Source organism: Halorubrum gandharaense (genome assembly GCF_054654575.1).
Genome location: NZ_BAAIET010000002.1, coordinates 187,948 through 205,936 on the forward strand (window position 1 = coordinate 187,948; position 17,989 = coordinate 205,936).

At 68.8% G+C, this 17,989-nt stretch carries 22 protein-coding genes; 11 read left to right on the top strand and 11 right to left on the bottom strand.

Going from position 1 to position 17,989, the window contains the following annotated elements; genetic code table 11:
• Positions 1-102 precede the first annotated feature (102 nt).
• Positions 103-909: an aldo/keto reductase gene (locus ACYQ07_RS09925; protein WP_459880807.1), complete on the bottom strand. Its 807-nt coding sequence runs from the start codon at positions 907-909 to the stop codon at positions 103-105.
• 114 nt (positions 910-1,023) lie between these two features.
• Here ACYQ07_RS09925 and ACYQ07_RS09930 point away from each other — a divergent pair, with 114 nt between their 5' ends.
• The 4 genes from ACYQ07_RS09930 to ACYQ07_RS09945 all read left to right on the top strand — a co-directional run bounded on the left by ACYQ07_RS09930 (position 1,024) and on the right by ACYQ07_RS09945 (position 5,169).
• Positions 1,024-2,148 carry a saccharopine dehydrogenase family protein gene (locus ACYQ07_RS09930; RefSeq protein WP_459880810.1) on the top strand — a complete coding sequence of 375 codons (1,125 nt, stop codon included), beginning with the start codon at positions 1,024-1,026 and terminating at the stop codon, positions 2,146-2,148.
• Positions 2,149-2,255: 107 nt separating this feature from the next.
• Positions 2,256-3,911 carry a CTP synthase gene (gene pyrG / locus ACYQ07_RS09935; protein WP_459880813.1) on the top strand — a complete coding sequence of 552 codons (1,656 nt, stop codon included), beginning with the start codon at positions 2,256-2,258 and terminating at the stop codon, positions 3,909-3,911.
• Positions 3,911-4,828, top strand: coding sequence for a glutamine-hydrolyzing GMP synthase (gene guaA / locus ACYQ07_RS09940; RefSeq protein WP_459880816.1), 918 nt, complete (start codon positions 3,911-3,913; stop codon positions 4,826-4,828). The genes pyrG and guaA overlap by 1 nt, the downstream gene beginning before the upstream one ends.
• Positions 4,828-5,169, top strand: a complete 342-nt coding sequence (locus ACYQ07_RS09945) for a DUF7126 family protein (protein WP_459880818.1) — start codon at positions 4,828-4,830, stop codon at positions 5,167-5,169. The genes guaA and ACYQ07_RS09945 overlap by 1 nt, the downstream gene beginning before the upstream one ends.
• A gap of 708 nt (positions 5,170-5,877) precedes the next feature.
• On the opposite strand, the gene ACYQ07_RS09950 is transcribed toward ACYQ07_RS09945, so the two are convergent.
• On the bottom strand, positions 5,878-6,747 hold the full coding sequence (locus tag ACYQ07_RS09950; RefSeq protein ID WP_459880821.1) for a CheF family chemotaxis protein: 870 nt from the start codon (positions 6,745-6,747) through the stop codon (positions 5,878-5,880).
• A gap of 199 nt (positions 6,748-6,946) precedes the next feature.
• On the opposite strand from ACYQ07_RS09950, the gene fer reads away from it, so the two are divergent.
• Entirely contained in the window at positions 6,947-7,336 is a 390-nt protein-coding gene (fer, locus tag ACYQ07_RS09955; RefSeq protein WP_459880824.1) for a ferredoxin Fer, read from the top strand.
• 163 nt (positions 7,337-7,499) lie between these two features.
• On the opposite strand, the gene ACYQ07_RS09960 is transcribed toward fer, so the two are convergent.
• Complete coding sequence (locus ACYQ07_RS09960; protein WP_459880827.1) at positions 7,500-8,150, bottom strand: HVO_0476 family zinc finger protein; 651 nt, start codon at positions 8,148-8,150, stop codon at positions 7,500-7,502.
• Between the two features lie 222 nt (positions 8,151-8,372).
• On the opposite strand from ACYQ07_RS09960, the gene ACYQ07_RS09965 reads away from it, so the two are divergent.
• Positions 8,373-9,428, top strand: a complete 1,056-nt coding sequence (locus tag ACYQ07_RS09965) for an A24 family peptidase (RefSeq protein ID WP_459880830.1) — start codon at positions 8,373-8,375, stop codon at positions 9,426-9,428.
• A 49-nt stretch (positions 9,429-9,477) separates the two neighbouring features.
• On the opposite strand, the gene ACYQ07_RS09970 is transcribed toward ACYQ07_RS09965, so the two are convergent.
• On the bottom strand, positions 9,478-9,945 hold the full coding sequence (locus ACYQ07_RS09970) for a universal stress protein (RefSeq protein ID WP_459880833.1): 468 nt from the start codon (positions 9,943-9,945) through the stop codon (positions 9,478-9,480).
• Between the two features lie 105 nt (positions 9,946-10,050).
• A complete protein-coding gene (locus ACYQ07_RS09975; RefSeq protein WP_459880836.1) occupies positions 10,051-10,251 on the bottom strand; it encodes a XapX domain-containing protein in 201 nt (66 codons plus the stop codon).
• A 190-nt stretch (positions 10,252-10,441) separates the two neighbouring features.
• On the opposite strand from ACYQ07_RS09975, the gene ACYQ07_RS09980 reads away from it, so the two are divergent.
• Positions 10,442-11,008, top strand: coding sequence for a peptidylprolyl isomerase (locus tag ACYQ07_RS09980; RefSeq protein ID WP_459880839.1), 567 nt, complete (start codon positions 10,442-10,444; stop codon positions 11,006-11,008).
• Positions 11,009-11,657: 649 nt separating this feature from the next.
• On the opposite strand, the gene ACYQ07_RS09985 is transcribed toward ACYQ07_RS09980, so the two are convergent.
• Positions 11,658-12,107 (bottom strand): universal stress protein, encoded by a 450-nt coding sequence (locus ACYQ07_RS09985; RefSeq protein ID WP_459880841.1) that lies wholly within the window; start codon positions 12,105-12,107, stop codon positions 11,658-11,660.
• A gap of 185 nt (positions 12,108-12,292) precedes the next feature.
• On the opposite strand from ACYQ07_RS09985, the gene ACYQ07_RS09990 reads away from it, so the two are divergent.
• From ACYQ07_RS09990 to ACYQ07_RS10005, 4 genes are all read left to right on the top strand, one after another.
• The gene (locus tag ACYQ07_RS09990; protein WP_459883050.1) at positions 12,293-12,655 is read left to right on the top strand and encodes a DUF5802 family protein; all 363 of its coding nucleotides are present in this window, start codon (positions 12,293-12,295) and stop codon (positions 12,653-12,655) included.
• A gap of 77 nt (positions 12,656-12,732) precedes the next feature.
• Positions 12,733-13,638 (top strand): Vms1/Ankzf1 family peptidyl-tRNA hydrolase, encoded by a 906-nt coding sequence (locus tag ACYQ07_RS09995; RefSeq protein ID WP_459880844.1) that lies wholly within the window; start codon positions 12,733-12,735, stop codon positions 13,636-13,638.
• Positions 13,639-13,795: 157 nt separating this feature from the next.
• Positions 13,796-14,428: a hypothetical protein gene (locus ACYQ07_RS10000; protein ID WP_459880847.1), complete on the top strand. Its 633-nt coding sequence runs from the start codon at positions 13,796-13,798 to the stop codon at positions 14,426-14,428.
• Positions 14,425-15,927, top strand: coding sequence for a CARDB domain-containing protein (locus ACYQ07_RS10005; protein ID WP_459880850.1), 1,503 nt, complete (start codon positions 14,425-14,427; stop codon positions 15,925-15,927). The genes ACYQ07_RS10000 and ACYQ07_RS10005 overlap by 4 nt, the downstream gene beginning before the upstream one ends.
• Here the strand turns inward: ACYQ07_RS10005 and ACYQ07_RS10010 are convergent.
• The 5 genes from ACYQ07_RS10010 to ACYQ07_RS10030 form a co-directional block, all read right to left on the bottom strand.
• Positions 15,924-16,364 (bottom strand): rhodanese-like domain-containing protein, encoded by a 441-nt coding sequence (locus ACYQ07_RS10010; protein ID WP_459880853.1) that lies wholly within the window; start codon positions 16,362-16,364, stop codon positions 15,924-15,926. The two genes, ACYQ07_RS10005 and ACYQ07_RS10010, sit on opposite strands and share 4 nt — an antisense overlap.
• Positions 16,364-16,690: a cupin domain-containing protein gene (locus ACYQ07_RS10015; protein ID WP_459880856.1), complete on the bottom strand. Its 327-nt coding sequence runs from the start codon at positions 16,688-16,690 to the stop codon at positions 16,364-16,366. The genes ACYQ07_RS10010 and ACYQ07_RS10015 overlap by 1 nt, the downstream gene beginning before the upstream one ends.
• A 24-nt stretch (positions 16,691-16,714) precedes the next feature.
• Positions 16,715-16,912 carry a hypothetical protein gene (locus ACYQ07_RS10020; protein WP_459880859.1) on the bottom strand — a complete coding sequence of 66 codons (198 nt, stop codon included), beginning with the start codon at positions 16,910-16,912 and terminating at the stop codon, positions 16,715-16,717.
• Positions 16,913-17,038: 126 nt separating this feature from the next.
• The gene (locus tag ACYQ07_RS10025; protein ID WP_459880862.1) at positions 17,039-17,707 is read right to left on the bottom strand and encodes a DUF4382 domain-containing protein; all 669 of its coding nucleotides are present in this window, start codon (positions 17,705-17,707) and stop codon (positions 17,039-17,041) included.
• Positions 17,708-17,959 (bottom strand): hypothetical protein, encoded by a 252-nt coding sequence (locus tag ACYQ07_RS10030; protein ID WP_459880865.1) that lies wholly within the window; start codon positions 17,957-17,959, stop codon positions 17,708-17,710.
• Between the last annotated feature and the right edge of the window lie 30 nt (positions 17,960-17,989).

Consider the following 17,989-nt stretch of genomic DNA (forward strand, 5'->3'; position numbering starts at 1 on the left):
GCCCCGGCTCGGTACTTGAACTGTGGGGTGAAACGGGACCGACAACACTCAGTCGTCGTCAGGTGTTCGATGTCGGGGAATCGGCCGCTTGCCCCGACCGGCTTACTCCCGATTCCAGGGCGCCTCGTCGAAGTCGACGACGCGCTCGGTTCGGTCGAGCGCGTCGATCCGGGCGATGTCCTCGGCGTCGAGCACGATGTCACGGGCGTCCCAGTTCTGCTCGACGTGGTCGAACGAGGCGGCTTTGGGGATGGGGGCGACGCGCTCTTTCGAGAGCAGCCACGCGAGGCTCACCTGTGCGGGCGTCGCGTCGTGTTTGGCAGTCACGTCGCGGAGCACGTCGACGTCCGCGACGCGGTTGCGCGCGATGGGGGAGTAGGCGACAAGCCAGTGGTCGTGGTCGACGGCGTACTCCCGGAGCGTCTCCTGTTGACAGAGCGGGTGACACTCCACCTGATGGGCGAACACGTCGTGGTCGAGGGCGTCGATCGCCTCGTCGAGCTGGTCCGGCTCGAAGTTCGAGAGGCCAATGCGGTCGATGACCCCTTCGTCGACCAGCTCGTCGAGCGCGGGGAGCGTCTCGGTTGGGTCGTAGGTGTTGATCGGCCAGTGGACGTACAGCAGGTCGATGCTGTCGACGCCCAGCTTCTCGCGGCTCTCCTCGGCGGTCTCGATGACGTCGTCGTAGCCGAGGTTCTCGGTGGCGAGCTTGGTGGCGACGAACAGCTCGTCGCGGCCGACGGGCGACCGGTCGATGCCATCGGCGACGTACTCCTCGTTGTCGTACCCCTGTGCGGTGTCGATGTGACGATAGCCCGTCTCGACGGCGTGTGCGACGCCATCGGCGCACTCCTGCGAGTCATCCAGCTTGTACGTGCCGTAGCCGAGCCGGTCGAAGGTGGCTGCCATACTGACGGTTCGGCAGAGATGGGGATAAAACGGGGGCGACAGGGCGCCGCCGGCGACCGCGTGGGTGGCCGTGAGTGCCCGGGGACGTAAGGGGGTGCGGCTCCTTCTTGAGATGTGACCCTCCTCATCTACGGCGCGTACGGGTTCACCGGTGAGCTGGTCGCCCGCGAGGCCGTTGACCGCGGGCTCGACCCGATTCTCGCGGGCCGGGACGGCGACGCGCTCCGAGAACTGGGACGGGAGCTGCGGTGTTCAGTCCGGGAGTTCGACCTGCAGTTCCCGGAGACGGTGACGGAGTCGGTGCGGGATGTCGACGCCGTCCTCAACTGCGCGGGACCGTTCGCGGCGACGGCGACCCAGCTGGCGGATGCCTGCCTCGAAACCCGGACCCACTATCTCGACGTCACCGGCGAGATCGACGTGTTCGAGGCGCTCGACGAGTGGGATACACCCGCCGCGGACGCCGGCGTCACGCTCCTGCCGGGCGTCGGGTTCGACGTGGTTCCCACCGATTGCGTGGCAGCGCGGCTGGCCGAGGCGCTTCCCGAGGCGACCCACCTCGAACTCGCGTTCGCGACGGGTGGTGGGGGCGGGGTCTCGCGGGGAACTGCCCGGACCGCCATCCGCGGGCTCGGTGAGGGCTCCGTAGTGCGCGAGGATGGCGACATACGGCAGATTCCCCTCGGCTCGCGGTCGAGACGTGTGGCGTTCGGGTCGGGCGACGGCGAGGGCGCCGGCGGCGGGAGCGAGAGTAACGGCGACACCCGCGAGTACGACACTGTGGCGGTTCCGTGGGGTGACGTGTCGACCGCCTACCACACGACTGGCATCCCGAACGTGACGGTGTACGCGGCGGTTCCCCCTCGCGCGCGGCGGCTGATTCGGCTCGCACGGCCACTCTCGCCGGTGCTCCGTACGCGACCGGTTCGGTGGCTCCTCGACCGGATCGTTCGGTCGCGGGTGGACGGGCCGTCGCCCGCCGAGCGCGCGGACGCCGAGGTGCTGGTGTGGGGCGAGGCGCGGAACGCGGCGACCGGCGAGACGGTGACGGCGCGGCTCCGCACCGGCGACCCGTACGAGTTCACCGCGGCCTCGGCGGTCACGGCCGCCGAGCGCGTGCTGGCCGGGGAGGGGCCGAACGGCGTGGCGGTGCCCGACGGGTTCACCACGCCCGCGGGCGCGTTCGGATGGCGGTTCGTGGAGACGGTCGACGGGGTCAAGTGGCGTACGGTGCCGTGAGCCGGGAGCGCACCATCGGATGTCGGATCTGACCGACGAGGTTGACACGCGTTCACACCCGTTGGTCGCTCCGAAACCGTTTTGCCGGAGTCTGACGGACGGACAGTATGCCGACGGATCCCGATACGGGGTATGACCCTTCGCTGGGTCGGAAGTTCGTTTTCGTCACCGGTGGCGTCATGTCCGGGCTCGGCAAGGGGATTACGGCCGCCAGCACCGGCCGCCTCCTTGCGAACGCGGGCTTCGACGTGACCGCGGTGAAGGTGGACCCGTACCTCAACGTTGACGCCGGAACGATGAACCCGTACGAGCACGGCGAAGTGTACGTGCTGAAGGACGGCGGGGAGGTCGACCTCGACCTGGGGAACTACGAGCGGTTCCTCGGGACGGACATGACCTTCGACCACAACGTCACCACGGGGAAGACGTACCAGCACGTCATCCAGAAGGAGCGCGCCGGCGACTATCTGGGCAAGACGGTCCAGATCATTCCGCACGTCACCGACGACATCAAGCGGCGCATCCGGGAGGCCGCCGAGGGGAGCGATGTCTGTCTGATCGAGATCGGCGGGACGGTCGGCGACATCGAGTCGATGCCGTATCTGGAGGCACTCCGGCAGTTCGCTAGTGAGGAGGACCCCGAGGACATCCTCTTTACGCACGTGACGCTCGTCCCGTACTCGAAAAACGGCGAGCAGAAGACCAAACCCACCCAACACTCCGTCAAGGAGCTCCGATCGATCGGCCTCCAGCCCGACATCCTCGTCGGGCGGTGTGAGGACCGGCTGGAGCCCGACGTCAAAGAGAAGATCGCGCTGTTCTGTGACGTCTCGACGGATGCCGTCTTCTCGAACCCGGACGTGGAGGACATCTACCACGTCCCGCTGATGGTGGAGGACGAGGGATTAGACGAGTACGTGATGGAGCGGCTCGGCATCGCCGACGAGGCGCTCCCGAAGGCGGAGCGCTCCACGGAGTGGCGCGAGCTGGTCACCCGCGACCGGACCAAGGAGATCGACGTCGCGCTCGTCGGCAAGTACGCCCTGGAGGACGCGTACATGTCGATCCACGAGGCGCTGAAACACGCCGGCATCCACACGGAGACGGAGGTGAACGTCCAGTGGGTCGACGCCGACGAGACCGACGAGCGCCACCTCGACCGGCTGGAGTCAGCGGACGCGGTCGTCGTTCCCGGCGGCTTCGGCTCCCGCGGCACGGAGGGGAAGATCGAGGCCGTCCGCCACGCCCGCGAGAACGACGTGCCGTTCCTCGGGCTCTGTCTGGGCTTCCAGATGGCGGTCGTCGAGCACGCGCGCAACGTGCTGGGACTCGACGGCGCCCACTCCGCGGAGCTCGACGAGGAGACGCCACACCCCGTTATCGACCTGCTGCCCGAGCAGTACGAGACGGAGGACATGGGCGGGACGATGCGGCTCGGCGCCCACGAGACCGCCATCGAGCCGGACTCGCTGGCGTACGAGGTGTACGGCGACGACTCCTGTACGGAGCGTCACCGCCACCGCTACGAGGTGAATCCGAACTACATCGAGGAGCTGGAGACGGAGGGACTCCGGTTTTCGGGGCGGGCCGACAACCGGATGGAGATCCTCGAACGCGAGGACCACCCGTTCTTTTTCGGCACGCAGGCGCACCCCGAGTTCCGGTCGCGGCCGGATCGGGCGAGCCCGCCGTTCGTGGCGCTCGTCGAGGCGGCGCTGGAATCGACGGACACAACAGAACGAAACCCGGACGTTACCCTATAATGGTCAACACCGAGGAGTTCATCGAGGAGGCGGTGGCGGAGATACGCGAGGCGATCGGCGACGCCAACGCGGTGATCGCGCTGTCGGGCGGCGTCGACTCGTCCGTCGCGGCGACGCTCGCGTACGAGGCGGTCGGCGACCAGCTCACGCCCGTCTACGTGGACACGGGGCTGATGCGGAAAGGCGAGACCGACGAGATCCGCGAGACGTTCTCCTTCATGGAGTCGCTGCGGGTCGTCGACGGCGCCGACCGGTTCTTCGACCGGCTGGAGGGTGTCACCGACCCCGAGGAGAAACGCCACGTTATCGGCGACCAGTTCATCAAGGAGTTCGAGCGCGAGGCGAAGGAGGTCGACGCCGACTACCTCGTGCAGGGCACCATCTACCCCGACCGGATCGAGTCGGAGGGGAACATCAAGTCACACCACAACGTCGGCGGACTCCCCGAGGTCGTCGACTTCGAGGGGATCGTCGAACCCGTCCGTGACCTCTACAAGGACGAGGTGCGCGAGGTCGCACGCGCGCTCGACCTGGAGGAGATAATCTCCGAGCGGATGCCGTTCCCCGGACCGGGGCTCGCCGTACGCGTCGTTGGCGAGGTGACGCCCGAGAAGGCCGACGTGGCCCGCGAGGCGTGTCACGTCGTCGAGGAGGAGCTGGAGGAACATGACCCGTGGCAGGCGTTCGGCGCCGTCATCGGCAAGGGGACGGGCGTGAAAGGCGACAACCGGGTTCACGGCTGGATCGTCGCCGTGCGCTCCGTCGAGAGCCGTGACGGGATGACCGCCCGTGCTCAGGAGATCGACTGGAACACGCTCCAGCGGATCCAGAGCCGGATCACCGGCGAGAACGACAACGTCGCGCGCGTCGTCTACGACGTGACCCACAAACCGCCCGCGACGATCGAGTACGAATAATGGCGGGGAAACGCGCCATCGTCGCCGGCCCCGACGAGCACGGCCTCGGCGAGGAGCTCGCCGCGCTCGGCGTCGAGATCACCCGGATCGACGACGTGGTCACGGGCGAGAAGCTGAAGGACGCCGGCGTCTCCGACGCCAACTATCTCGTCTTGACGGACGTGGAGGAGGCAACCGGCATCCCGGTCGCCAAGGAGCTGAACCCCGAGATCGTCGCCGTCACCTACGCGGATCGCTCGCTCCCGGAGTTCGTCGCCGCGGTCGCCGACCTCGCGGTCGACCCCAACCTGCTCGGCCCGGACGCCGTCGCCGAGGAGCTCGTCGGCGCATCCGACGAGTAGTACCGGGAGCACGCACGCTGTCCGCCGTTTTCTCCCACTCCACCCCATCCCGTCCGGCAGTGTCGACTCCACGCACCAGAACGGTCGCGGTGGCGCGCCCGGCGAGCGCCCAGCGGGCGCTCGTCGGCGCGCGAGGGAGTCGTCGCCGCAGGCGACGACGAGGCTGGGGAGGCGTGAGGTGCGGGTGCGGCGCGGTGCGGGGTGGGACTCAAAGGGGCAGCCGGCTCCGGGAAGACGGCCGACGCAAGCACTCAAAAGGCCGGGCTGTGCTGAGCGGCCTTTTGAGCGCACAGCGAGGGTCCCGTGAGCATCGCGAGCGGGACGACGGACGTCGCAGCCGGCGAGCGCAGCAAGGTGTGACCGACGGGAGCACCGCAAGACGCGAGCGGCGAAGCCGCGAGCAGCGAGCCGGACCGTCTTCCGGAACCCTCGACCGGAGCCTGCTGGGGCTTTGGAGGTGTCTGCCGGCGTCCTCACCGCACCAACCGCTTAAGAGGCGCCGGCTGGGGTGTTGGAGGCATTCACCATCGTGATCCTCGCTAAAACCGCTCAAACCGCTTATAAAGAGTTGGCTGGGGACTTGGAGCTGTTCGCCGGCGTCCTCACCGCACAAACCACTTATAAACGAACTGGACCTCCGCCTCCGCTCACGGCCACACTCACCCAAAAACCCACACCCACTCGAAAGGCACCATCAACCGCGTCGTCTCACCCGTTCACCGACTCCATGTAGGAGCTGACGACCATCTGGCCCTTGCGAGTGAGGACGGTCCCCTCGTCGCCGTCGACGACGAGCTCCTGTTCGCGCAGCGAGTCGAGCACCATGTTCGTGCGGGCGGCCTCGCCGGTGACGATATCGGAAATACTCGCCTCGCCGCCGGCGGAGTAGATGGAGACGAGGATCTCCAGCTGTTCGTTGGTTGGGTCGAGCTCCTCGACTTCGGCAAGCACCTCGCCGTACTCCAGTTTGATGTAGCGGCCGAGCACGTTGAGCGTGCGCTTGTCGGGAACGGTGGCGATCGACGTGAGCGCCTGCGTGCGCGGGACGTGCCGGAACACGAGCGCCGGGCGAGATTGCCCGCCGAGCGTGCGGGTCGTCCGGTTGTAGTCGGTGACCGTCGAGAGGTCGACGGTGAACGGCTCCGGGCAGTCGACGAACCCGATCTCGCCGGGAGCGAGCCGGATCGCTGCGGTCCCCTCGGGTGCGTCGGTGACGCGCCCGCCGACCTTCGCCGGGTGGCGGACGGTGACGGAGACGTTTCGCAACAGCGCCTTGAACAACACGGTGGTGAATCGCTCCATGTGGTCGCTCTCGCCCTCAACGACCGCGGTTCGACGGCCGCGGCCGTCGTCGTACGCGATCGTGACGGTGTCGCTGAAAAACGAGGTGAGGCCGCTCGGCACGGTGCCGACGGCGATGTCAAACACCTTCGCGAGCGGGACCGTCGTGCGGTCGTCGTTGGTCGCGAGCACCAGCCGTCGCTGGCTCAACAACACCCGCCCCGAGACGGGCTCGGCGGTGCCGATATCGGGCGTGTGGATCCGGCCGACGAAGTCGGCCACGACGGACTCCTCCATTGCAACGTGCTGTGAGCCGTCGACTCTTTACTGTTACCCGCACCGTATCACCGCTGATAACGTTTGGTGGGTGGCTAGCGTGCAACTGGGGGGTCGTCGCCGAGTCGTCGGCGGGGGCGTCTGCGGGCAGGCGCTCACGCGGGGGTCTCGGCACGGGGAACAGCAAAGCCTAATGAGGAGGGCGATGAATCTGCGCCTGATGCCCACGGTAGAATACCTCAACTACGAAGTGCTCGACGACCACGGCTGGTCGATGGACGATGATGACCTCTTCGCGGAGGCCGCGGACGCCGGCCTCGACGACGAGGACTACGGGTCCCTCGAGGTGAACCAGGGCGAGTATATCCTGGAAGCCGCCGAGGCGCAGGGCTTCGACTGGCCCTTCTCGTGCCGCGCCGGCGCCTGTGCAAACTGTGCTGCCATCGTGAAGGAAGGCGACATCGAGATGGACATGCAGCAGATCCTCTCGGACGAGGAAGTCGAAGAGAAGAACGTGCGCCTGACCTGCATCGGCAGCCCGGCCGCCGACGAGGTCCGGATCGTCTACAACGCGAAACACCTCGACTACCTGCAGAACCGCGTCATCTAACGCGGCCGCGGCTTCCGTTCCGTTTTTCCCCGCCCGCGGGCGTTGCCGTCGCCGGGCGGTGGGTTCTCACCCTCGTGAGCGCCGGCAGTCGCCGGCGCCGGCGTGCTCGCGGTCGCCACGCGCTCTTCGACGGACGTGCTGGTTCGCCGACGCTACCGACCGCTCACCACGCGGACCACGCCGTCAGCGTCTCGTCGCGCGCGTAGACCCGTTTCACGTCCTTGGCGTAGGCCATATCGCCGTCGTGGTCGAGTTTGTCGTGGCGGTACGCGGGAGCGTCGTCGCGGATCTGGACGCCCTCGATCGTGAACTCCTCGTCGCCGAACTCGACGGTTTCGCCCACGGTGAACTCGTAGTCTCCGGGGACGTTGACGCGCAGCGCCCGGGTTTCGTCGGCGTCGCCGTCCTTCGGGTGCATCGTCACGTCGACGCCGACGTTGTCGACCGCGCGGGTCCACAGCGTGTCGACGTCCTCGACGTCGGCCTCCTCGACGCGCCGTTCCGGGCCGACTTCGATGCCGGTGATCCGGACCTGCATGAGCGCGTCGGGCGTGTCGACGACGAACTCGTCGGTCTCCGCGACGTAGGTGTCCGCGGGCACCGCCATCTCCGTGGTGAACGACTCGCCGTCCTGCGAGACGACGATCTTCAGCGGAACGGTCTCCTCCTCGGGAATTTCGGTTTTGTGGGTGTGGTCGCATTCGGTACACCGGACGGTGGACTGGCCGCCGGCTTTCAGCACTTCGTGGATGGTCGGCTCGCTGCCACCACAGGAGGGGCAGTCGAGGCCGACACGGTCTCCGGTTTCGGTCATTACGCCGGCGTAGCCGCCCCGCGCGTAAATATCCGCCCCTGTGGGCGTCGTGTGCGCCGCGGTGGCGCGGGGCGTCGTCGGACGCATGGGTGGGTCCGTTTGCCGGCATTCGCCTGCGCCCGCTGTCGACGTGCACCGTCGGCGTTCGCGCTCGCCGGCGCGAGTATCAGCGCTGAGCGTCGAACCCAAACCCCTAATTCCCCTCCGCGCCGGCTTGGGAGTATGTTCGCGACGGCCCCCGACCTCCTGCGGCTGCTCATCGTCCCCGTCTTCGCGTGGGCCGCGCTGCGGGACGTTCGGACGCGACGGCTCCCCAACCGGATGTGGCCGCCGCTGTACCTGTTCGGGCTCCTGCTGATCGCGTGGGAGGCGGTCGCTCTCCGGCCGTTCGGCGGCTTCGAGGGGCGGCTGTTTCTGGTGCAGGTCGCGGTGAGTCTGCTGTTCGTCGCGCCGCTGGGCTACGCCTTCTGGTATCTCGGGGCGTTCGGCGGCGCCGACGCCAAGGCGCTCATCGCCATCGCGCTGCTGTTCCCCACGTTTCCGACGTACTACCTGTCGAACGCCGTGCTCCCGCTCGTGCTCACGGATCTGGGCGTGTTCTCGCTCACGGTGCTCACCAACACGGTGCTGATCGGGTTGGCGTATCCGGTCGCGCTCGGCGCCGCGAACCTCGCGCGCGGCGACCGCTCGCCGTGGATGTTCCTCGCGCGACCCGTCGACACGTCGACGCTCCCGGAGCGTCACGGCCGGCTGTTCGAGGACGACGAGGGATTCACCCGGAGCGGGCTCGACCTCGACGCGCTCCGGATGTATCTGCGCTGGCGCGGCAAGACGCTCGCCGACGTGCGCGAGAATCCCGACTATCTGCGTGATCCACAAAGCGTCGTGGAGACGCACGACCCGACCGACGGCGGGACGCACGTGGGGCCGGTGCCGGATGGGGGGTCTCGCGCGGGGGACGACACGGGGGATGCGGGAGACGAGGACGCACTGCCGGCGACCGCCAACGACTCTCTGGGTCCGGACCCCGACGACCTCTCCGACCACGTCGCCGCGGACCCGTGGGCCGCCGAGCGCTTCCTCGACGAGCTGGAGGGGACCGCCTACGGCACCGACGCCGAGACGCTGCGTGGCGGACTGGAGCTCGTCGCCGCCCGCGACCGGGTGTGGGTGTCGCCGGGGCTCCCGTTCGTCGTCCCGATGTTCCTCGGGCTGGTCGTCGCGCTCGTCTTTGGCGACCTGCTGTTCGCGGCGATGGGTGCGGTGGGCCTCGTCTGAGCCGGTCCACCCGGATCGCCGCGGGATCGCCGGCCGATGCCGGACGCTGCTACTCCGCTTCCTCGTCCGCTCCCTCGACGTTCTCGTTCTCGCTCGGCATCGGAACGGTGACGACGGGGACGGGGGAGATGCGAACGACCTTCTCGGTGACGGAGCCGAGCAGGACGCGCGAGAGCCCCTTGCGGGTGTGGCTCGGCATGACGACGATGTCGGCACCGGTCTCCTCGATGGCGTCCTCGATCGCGTCGAGGGGCTCGCCGCGGACGACGTGTCCCTCGACGTCGACGCCGGCCTCGGACAGCCGCTCGGTGAGCTCGTCGACGCGATCCTGGGCGGCGGACTCGACGCGCTCGGCGAGCGACCCGATGCGTGGACCGCTAAGCGTGTGCTCGATCGTGTCGGCGGCCGAGACGACGTGGACCGTGGCGTCGTAGCGCTCGGCGAGACTCTCGGCGTGCGGCACCGCGGCGTTGGCCTTCCCCTCGGGCGCGACCGGCAGCAGAATGTCGTCGTACATGCTCGGATGTCGAGGCGGACGGTGCAAAACGGTGGCGGCCGGGACGGTGGCGGTCGGGGCGGTGGCGGTTGGGGCGCCGGCGGGGTCCGGAATCCGGTCGCCGGGTTATAAGCCCACGGCGTCGAGCAGGTCGAAGCCGGCGCCGGTGTACGTGACGAGCTTGAAACCGAGGTAGATGCCGACGATCGCCATCACGCCGGGCAGCTCCGGCGGCGCCGGGATCGGGACGCGGAGGAAGGCGAACAGCGCGCCGACGAGGACGCCGACGACCGTCGCCACGACGGTCAGGGTAAACGTGGAGCTCATGGGGTCGTCGTCGGCGGCGCCCGTTCAAAAGGACGACGTTCGACGGCGGGCGCGCGGCGACGGCATGCGGTGCCGTTCGTGCGGGTCGGGCGGCGTGCGGACGGATGACGGCGACGCCGTGGATGCGGCGCGGGCGGCGCCCGCGTACGGGATGGGCAGCGTTTTCCGGAGGCGTGCCCTGTACCCGCCCATGGCACGCGAGGTTTCCAATCCCGACAATCCGCAGGTGACGCTCCAGACCAACCACGGCGACATCACGATCGAGCTGTTCGCCGACCGCGCCCCCAAGACGGTCGAGAACTTCCTCGGACTGGCCCGTCACGACCCCGCGGCGGACGCCGAGCCCGCCCGCGACACGAACACGTGGGAGGATCCCGAAACCGGCGAAGTCCGCGGCGACTCGCTGTACGAGGGCATCGTGTTCCACCGCGTTATCGAGGACTTCATGATCCAGGGCGGCGACCCGATGGAGAACGGTCGCGGCGGCCCCGGCTACGAGTTCGACGACGAGTTCCACGACGACCTCACCCACGACGGCCCCGGCATCCTCTCGATGGCGAACTCCGGTCCCAACACCAACGGCTCGCAGTTCTTCATCACGCTGGACGCCACGCCGCACCTCGACGGCAAGCACGCCGTCTTCGGCCAGGTTATCGACGGGATGGACGTCGTCGAGGAGATCGGCGGCGTGCCAACCGACCGCCGCGACGAGCCGCGCGAGGCCGTCGAGATCGAGCAGGTCGCCGTCGACGAGTAACCTCTCGGCCGTTTCTTTCGTTTTTCTGCATCGGATCTGTCGAAGCCCCCTTCTTCAGACACGGTCGATTCCGAAACAGCTGGTTGATAGCAACTGCCGGCCGATCGACATCGGGAGTGGGTGTTGCAATTCTTCGCCGGCGAGGTGGTATATAAAGTGCCAAGAGTGGCAGCGACAGCTGCTTATAAACCAACATGCGGTGCGGTGGCGCGCCCGGCGAGCGCCCGCCGGGCGCTCGTCGGCGCGCGAGGGAGTCGTCGCCGCAGGCGACGACGAGGCTGGGGAGGCGTGAGGTGCGGGTGCGGTGCGGGGCGGGACTCAAAGGGGCAGCCGGCTCCGGGACGACGGGCGACGTAAGCACTCAAAAGGCCGGGCGGTGCGGAGAGGACTTTTGAGCGCGCAGCGAGCCCCTCGACTGGAGCCGGCTGGGGCTTTGCAGGTGGTGCTCACCAGCGCAGCATCAGCAACTCACCGAACAAACGCCCCTTATAAACGCGAGACAGAACCATCCACTCCCCGCTTATAAACGCCACACCCGCTCACGTACAACACCTACTCCCGGCATCGATCAACAAGCACTCCGTATAAACCGCCGTCGGGTCAGAATGTGTCTCTCGCTGAGGATTCCAACAGAACCCCCCGCTTCAGCCTACTCGCTCACGGTCGTTTTCACGATGCTGACGGGCGCCGGCGACATCCGCGAGACGCGCTCGGTGACGGAGCCGAGCAGCCGGCGGTAGTCGCCCGAACGGTGCTTCGACCCCATGACGGTGAGGTCGATCGCCTCGTCGTCGATGTAGTTGAGGATCTCCTCGTGGGGGACGCCGTGGACGACCTCGGTCTCGACGTCGACGCCGGCGGCCTCCGCGCGCTCGGCGACCGCGCTGACGGCGTCGAGGCCGGCATCCTCCAGCGTCTGCTCGGCGCCCTCGAACTCGTGGACGTACTCGTCGCCGGAGTAGGCGTTGACCACGTCGCTGTCGACGACGTACACCACGTGGAGGGTGGCGCCGTAGCGCTCGGCGGCGTCGATCGCGTGCTCGACCGCGCGGTCGACACCTTCGCTTCCGTCCGTCGGCAGCAGAATTCGGTCGTACATGGTCGGAACCTCGCCCGGCGCGCTGTTAAAAACACCGGCGGGGCGACGGCGCGTCGGCTGCGGTCGCACACCACGCCGTCCAGCGGACGCCGTGACGTTCCATGTTAAACGGTGACAATGCACGTCCGTATAAGCGTTCCCGACAACGCTTATATGTGGCCGTGTCAGAGAGTACCATGCACAGAATGTTCGAGCGATTCTCAAGCGGCTACTATCTGGGGGAACTGTACGTGGAGCCCCACGACGGCGACCGAGCCGTCATTCAGCGGGCGGACCACGAGCGCGTCAACGAGCAGCTGTACGCGGACGGCGAGGGGCTCGAACGACTCGACGCCCCGCTCGTGATGAAGGTCGACGCGGGGCACATCCCGGTCGGCGGCGACGAGGGGGTCCCGTCCGGCACGCTCGCCGTCCCCCGGGCGCTCGCCGACGACTCCCTGCCGGCGACGCGCAACGTCCTGCTGGCGGACGCCGACCGCGCGGAGACGCTGCTCCGGTTCGAGGGCTGGACGCCACAGAACCCGCAGGACCCGTTCGTCGACGCGTAGTCGGGTCCAATATGCGGACGCCCCCGCCGGCGACCGCCGAGGACACCTTTTAAGCGGGCGCGCGCCGGCGATCCGGTATGATCGACAGGCTGCTCGGCCGCGCCGAGTTGAAGGAGCGTATCGAGGAGCTGGAAGAGGAGAAGCGTCACCTCGAACGCCGCGCCGAGGCCGAGGAGGAGCGACGGGCGGACGCGGTCGCCGACCGCCAGCGCGCCGAGGAACGGGTCAACCGGCTGGAGGACAAACTGGAGTCGCTGGAGGACCGGCTGGACCGGGCCGAAACCGACGAGGAAACCGCGGAGTTCCGGCAGATGACCGACGCCTCCGGCGAGACACTCGACGACGTGCTCGGCCGCCTGCGCGGCGTCGAGAGCCGCGATCCGGAGGGGCTGTTCACCGGCTTCGTCCCCGACGGCGACGCCCTTCCGGAGGTGGTTGCCGACGCGTTCGGCGACCGTGCCGGGCTGATTCGCCGGGCCGCGCCCGCGGTCGTCTGCACCGACGACGCCGGCATCGTGAGCGCCGCGCTCCGCCCGCCGCTTCCGCCCGAGCGCGCCTTCGCGAACTGGGGGGACGACTTCCGGCTGGAAGAGCAGTGGTTCCGGCCGACCGGCCGGCTCGCCTTCGCCCTGGTGCGCTCGGACGTGTTCGCCGTCGGGACCTACGAGGACGGCGAGCGCGTCGCCTTCGAGGGGATCGAGTCGGAGGTGAAGGAGACCCACTCGAAGGGCGGCTTCTCACAGGGGCGCTTCGAGCGACGGCGCGAGGGGCAGATCGACGACCACCTGAAAAAGGTCCGGGCGGCGCTGGAGTCGACCGTCGACGACGCCGACCGCGTCGTCGTCGTGGGCGAGCGCAGCGTCCTCGGCGAGGTACGGGATCTCGCGGACCACACCGACGTTTCCGACGCCACCGGCAAGCCGAAGCCGGCGCTACAGGACGCCTTCCGCGACTTCTGGACGACTCGCGTGTACGCGATATGACGGAGACGGACGACGTGCATAGAAGGCGGTTCGCATTGCCCCTGCGGTACCGCCATCGGTTGCTCGCTGCCATCACCCACCGCGTCGGCACTCGCCCCGGTCCTAGCCTCGGCGCCGCACGCGACACCGATAAACCGTCACTCGTCCTCCATCCGGTATGACTGCCGGACCGGCCGACCGACCCGTCTCGCTGCGAACCGCCCTCGTGGTGGCCTGTTTCGCGGCCGTCGCGCTCGGCGGCGTCGCGCTCGTTGGGGCGGGAGACGCCGGAGCTGCCGACGCCACCGTGGCCGCCGGCGGCGACGCCGTCGTGGCCTCCGTTGCCGCCGACGACCCGGACACGATCCGCCAGGAGCACGCCCTCTCGCTGTCGGAGACGCCCGGCGAAGTGGGGGTGCTGGCGACGTTCACGATACCGGACCGGGTCACCGAGTTGACGGTGACGCTGCAGAGCGCCGGCGACGGGCCGGTGGAGACGGACGGCTTCGAGCACGCCGGCACCGACACCTACGAGTGGGACGGCACGACGGCGTCGCCGTCGCTCTCGTACGCGATGCCGGTGAACGAGACGACCGAGGGTGCGGGACCGCTAGCGGGCGAAGGGAGCTACCGGTTCGTCGACGCCGGTGACTGGGCGCTCGTTCGGCCGCCCCGCACGGACGTGACGGGGAGCTACGTCGGCCCCGGGCAGGTCCGGATCGAGCGTGAGCACGTCGTCGACGGTGAGGGCGCAACCTCCGACGCGATGGCGTTTCTCGGCCCCCACGAGACCCACGCGCGCGCGAGGTGAACGGCGAGCGCTTCCGCCTCGTCGTGCCCGAGGCGGCCGACCTCGATCCGGCGCCCGACGAGATCTTCGACGCGTTCGCGCACGCGAGCGAGGCGCTGCCGGTCGGCGCCCGGAACCCGGAGACGTTCGCCGTCGCGGCGCCCACCGGCGAGATCGGGTGGAGCGCTCGCGGCATCCAGACGGGCGACGCCAGCCTCTGGGTCCGCGACGACGAGCCGGCCGCGGGCGCCGACAACGTGTGGACCCACGAGTACGTCCATACCAGACAGGGATACCGCGCGGAGGCGAGCGCCCGGTGGTTCACGGAGGCGACCGCCACCTACTACGCCGCACTGCTCGCCGTCGAGCGCGGTGACGCCGACTTCGACGAGTTCGAGCGCGTGCTCGCGCGCGGCGAGCGTGATCCGGATGCGAGCACGGTTCTTGCCGATCCGGACACGTGGGGTGACGCCCCCGCTGACTACACCAAGGGCGCGCTCGTCGCCGGCGAGGTGGACCGCCAGATCCGGCTGGCGACCGACGGGCGAGCCTCGCTGACGCCCGTCTTCCGCGACCTCAACGCGGCACCGGATCCGATCACGGCCGACACCTTCCTCGACGCGGTCGAATCAGCGGTCCGCGATGCGGACGGCGGCGACGAGGCTGCCGACGAAGTCCGCGCGCTCGCCGAGCGCTACACTGCCACCGAGGACGTACCCACGACGTGGGACCGCGAGGCCCACGAGGTGGCGTTCGGCGGCACACCCGCCCGCGTCGGCTACGGACTGGCCGAGGACGGCGTGCGCGCCACCGGCGAGTACCGCGACCGTCCCGTCGAGCGAAATCCCGTCACGCTCGTCACCGGGGAGTCGCTCGCGCTCGACGTGGCCGTCCGCAACACGGGTGGCGACGCCGGCACATACACCCTCGAACTCGTCGTCGACGGTGAGACGGTCGAGACGCGAACCGGCGAGGTCGACGGCGGCGCGGAGACGACGGAGACGTTCGAACACCGATTCGACGAGCCAGGAGAGCACGAGGTCCGTATTGCTGGCGAAACCGTCGACGTGACCGTAACGGAGCCTGCCGGCGTCTCGGTGACGGATCTGTCTGTCGACGCCACGGATCCCGCCGTCGGTGACGAGGGGACCGCGACGGCGACCGTCCGAAACGACGCCCCCATCCCCGCCGACGAACCCGTGACGCTGACGGTCGCCGGCGAGCGCGTCGCCGAGGAGCGCGTTGCCCTCGACGCCGGCGACGAGACGACCGTCGCGTTTACCGTTCAGCTGGAGACGAGCGGCGATGTTGAACTCGTCGCCGTCGGAAGCGAGGGGGAGGCGTCCGTGACGCTCTCCGTCGCGGACGAGGGGCTCTTTGATGGTGGGACGGACGGAGCCACCGACGACGACACGCCCGGCTTCGGCGTCGGCGTTGCGCTCGTCGGGCTGTTCGCGACGCTGGCGATGCTCGCGTTCTCCGCGGTGCGGTCGTCCCCGCGCTCCGACGACGGAGGTTAGAAGGGCGCGTCCGGTCCTTCGTCCGGTTCGGCTGTGGGGGCGGCGTCCCCGCTTTTGCCGGCGTCGCCGTCGCCGGCGCTCTCGGCGGTTACCAGTTCGTGGTCGCGCTGCCACTCGTCGAGCCCGCCGTGGAGGCTCTCGATGCGGGCGTCGGCGGTTCCCTCGTAGCTCGCGAGCAGCTGGGCGGCCTGCTTGCTGGAGATGCCGTGCGGGCAGACGGTGACGATCCGGTCGGCGCCGTCGAGCTCGGCGACGCGCGTGGTGAGCTTCGGAAACGGAATGCAGACGCTGCCGGGGATGTGGCCTCGCCGGAACGAGCGTTCTCCTCGGATGTCGACGATATGGAGGTCGTCGTTCTCCTCGTCCACGGACTCGCCGCCCCCGTCGCTCTCCGCCAGCAGTTCGGCCAGCTCAGCGACGCTGATCTCCCCGTCCATCAGGGAAGCGGACAGAGGCTCGCCGTAAAGACGGCGGGCTCGGCGGTGTCGTTTCGCGCGCCGTGGAGCTGCCCGCGTTCGTGGAGCACGACGGCGGGCGCGTCGAGCACGGACTCCGTGTCGTCCTGCACGATGGTCGGCTGGCCCTCCAGCACGTGGAAGACGTTCGTCGACTCGGGATGGTCGTGTGCGTCCAGTTCGGCCCCTGGGCCGAGCGCGAACGCCTTCACCAGCACGTCGTCGGTGACGACGAGCTCCGCGGTCAGAACTTCACCCTCGTCGGGGTCGAGATCGTCGACGGCGTCGGCGTACCGGTCGAGTGTCATGGGCGACGGTTCGTCGCGCCCACACTAAAAGTGGTCGGCAGGCGTCGGCAGGTGGTTAGCAGGCGTCGGCAGGTGGTCAGCAGGCGTCCATCGGAGCGGTTCGACGCTCCACCACACGACGCGTGCGGCGGAGCGGGCGAGACCGCCGTCGTCGCGGATCCCCGCGACCCGGCGGTCGGGTGCCTCGTGTGCCTCGTGGTCCGCGGAGCGTGCAGCGCACACTCCCCACGTTCCCCAATTCCCAGGTCGAAACCCGACCCAGCCCTAACCCCGGTGTCGCGGTCGTCACGGCGACTGACGACCGGCCACTGACGACCGACGACACCCACGGGGGAACGCGAAGGCGGCTTACTCGTAGCTGACTTCGATCCCCTCGGCCACCGGCCGGAGGACGTACGTTTCAGTTTGCCCACGGCGAACCGGCGCGAAGTCGGCGGTGAACGACGTGGTGGTGTCCTCGCGGATCTCGAACTCCCGGTTGAACATGAGCGGCGCGTTGCCGGGGAGCTCGATCTCCGCCTCGCCGCCGTCGACGAGGATCCCCTCGGTTTCGCTCACGTTCAACTGGAGGAAGCCGTACGTCGCCAGCTCCAGCTCGCGCTCGTCGATCAGCTGGGTGGAATCGTCCTGTAACTCCACCAGATCGGCCTCCTGAGGCTCGTCGAACTCGATGTACTCGCGGCCGTTCGCGCCGTTCTCCTCATCCTCGTCGCCGTCCATCTCGTCCTCTTCGCCGTCCATCTCGTCGTCTTCCCCGTCGTCGGCATCAGCGTCCTCGTCGTTGTCCTCATCTTCCTCATCGTCGTCGCGGACGGGGCCGAGCCACATGCCCTCGATCGTGACGACGAGCGACTCGAAGTCCTCGATGTCGGCCGGCTGGTCGGTGACGTGCGTGGCGAGCGTGCCGGTGGCTCGTCCCGCACAGCCGGCGAGCGCGGCAGTCCCGAGCGCGGCGGCGCCGGTCGCCTGCAGATACGTGCGGCGGTCGAGCGCGTCGAACTCGTCGAGTCGAGTCATCTAACGCTCACCCCCGGCGATATCGCTGACGGTATCACCGACGTCGTCGACGGCGCCGGAGAGGAAGCCGGAGATCGAATCGAGAATCTCACTCACGAACTCCGGAACCGGATCCGGGAGGTCGCTCGGCGGTCCGGCGTCGTCGCTCGCCTCCTCGCCCGGCTGGGCGGCGACCGTTCCGACGGCCGCGCCCATCCCGACTAGCACAACTGCCGCGAGGGTCACGGCCAACATCGTTCGTGTTCCGTTCATCGTGTCTTCCACTCGGGGCCCGATTGACTT

What these genes read in the sequence shown, in the direction of transcription:
- ACYQ07_RS09965 (WP_459880830.1), top strand. Translation starts at nt 8,373, where the DNA reads ATGTTCGCGACGGCCCCCGACCTCCTGCGGCTGCTCATCGTCCCCGTC.
- ACYQ07_RS09995 (WP_459880844.1), top strand. Translation starts at nt 12,733, where the DNA reads ATGATCGACAGGCTGCTCGGCCGCGCCGAGTTGAAGGAGCGTATCGAG.
- ACYQ07_RS10000 (WP_459880847.1), top strand. Translation starts at nt 13,796, where the DNA reads ATGACTGCCGGACCGGCCGACCGACCCGTCTCGCTGCGAACCGCCCTC.
- ACYQ07_RS09985 (WP_459880841.1), bottom strand. Translation starts at nt 12,107, where the DNA reads ATGTACGACCGAATTCTGCTGCCGACGGACGGAAGCGAAGGTGTCGAC.
- ACYQ07_RS09980 (WP_459880839.1), top strand. Translation starts at nt 10,442, where the DNA reads ATGGCACGCGAGGTTTCCAATCCCGACAATCCGCAGGTGACGCTCCAG.
- ACYQ07_RS09950 (WP_459880821.1), bottom strand. Translation starts at nt 6,747, where the DNA reads ATGGAGGAGTCCGTCGTGGCCGACTTCGTCGGCCGGATCCACACGCCC.
- ACYQ07_RS10025 (WP_459880862.1), bottom strand. Translation starts at nt 17,707, where the DNA reads ATGACTCGACTCGACGAGTTCGACGCGCTCGACCGCCGCACGTATCTG.
- ACYQ07_RS10030 (WP_459880865.1), bottom strand. Translation starts at nt 17,959, where the DNA reads ATGAACGGAACACGAACGATGTTGGCCGTGACCCTCGCGGCAGTTGTG.
- fer (WP_459880824.1), top strand. Translation starts at nt 6,947, where the DNA reads ATGCCCACGGTAGAATACCTCAACTACGAAGTGCTCGACGACCACGGC.
- guaA (WP_459880816.1), top strand. Translation starts at nt 3,911, where the DNA reads ATGGTCAACACCGAGGAGTTCATCGAGGAGGCGGTGGCGGAGATACGC.
- pyrG (WP_459880813.1), top strand. Translation starts at nt 2,256, where the DNA reads ATGCCGACGGATCCCGATACGGGGTATGACCCTTCGCTGGGTCGGAAG.
- ACYQ07_RS09925 (WP_459880807.1), bottom strand. Translation starts at nt 909, where the DNA reads ATGGCAGCCACCTTCGACCGGCTCGGCTACGGCACGTACAAGCTGGAT.
- ACYQ07_RS09945 (WP_459880818.1), top strand. Translation starts at nt 4,828, where the DNA reads ATGGCGGGGAAACGCGCCATCGTCGCCGGCCCCGACGAGCACGGCCTC.
- ACYQ07_RS09990 (WP_459883050.1), top strand. Translation starts at nt 12,293, where the DNA reads ATGTTCGAGCGATTCTCAAGCGGCTACTATCTGGGGGAACTGTACGTG.
- ACYQ07_RS10010 (WP_459880853.1), bottom strand. Translation starts at nt 16,364, where the DNA reads ATGGACGGGGAGATCAGCGTCGCTGAGCTGGCCGAACTGCTGGCGGAG.
- ACYQ07_RS09960 (WP_459880827.1), bottom strand. Translation starts at nt 8,150, where the DNA reads ATGACCGAAACCGGAGACCGTGTCGGCCTCGACTGCCCCTCCTGTGGT.
- ACYQ07_RS09970 (WP_459880833.1), bottom strand. Translation starts at nt 9,945, where the DNA reads ATGTACGACGACATTCTGCTGCCGGTCGCGCCCGAGGGGAAGGCCAAC.
- ACYQ07_RS09975 (WP_459880836.1), bottom strand. Translation starts at nt 10,251, where the DNA reads ATGAGCTCCACGTTTACCCTGACCGTCGTGGCGACGGTCGTCGGCGTC.
- ACYQ07_RS10015 (WP_459880856.1), bottom strand. Translation starts at nt 16,690, where the DNA reads ATGACACTCGACCGGTACGCCGACGCCGTCGACGATCTCGACCCCGAC.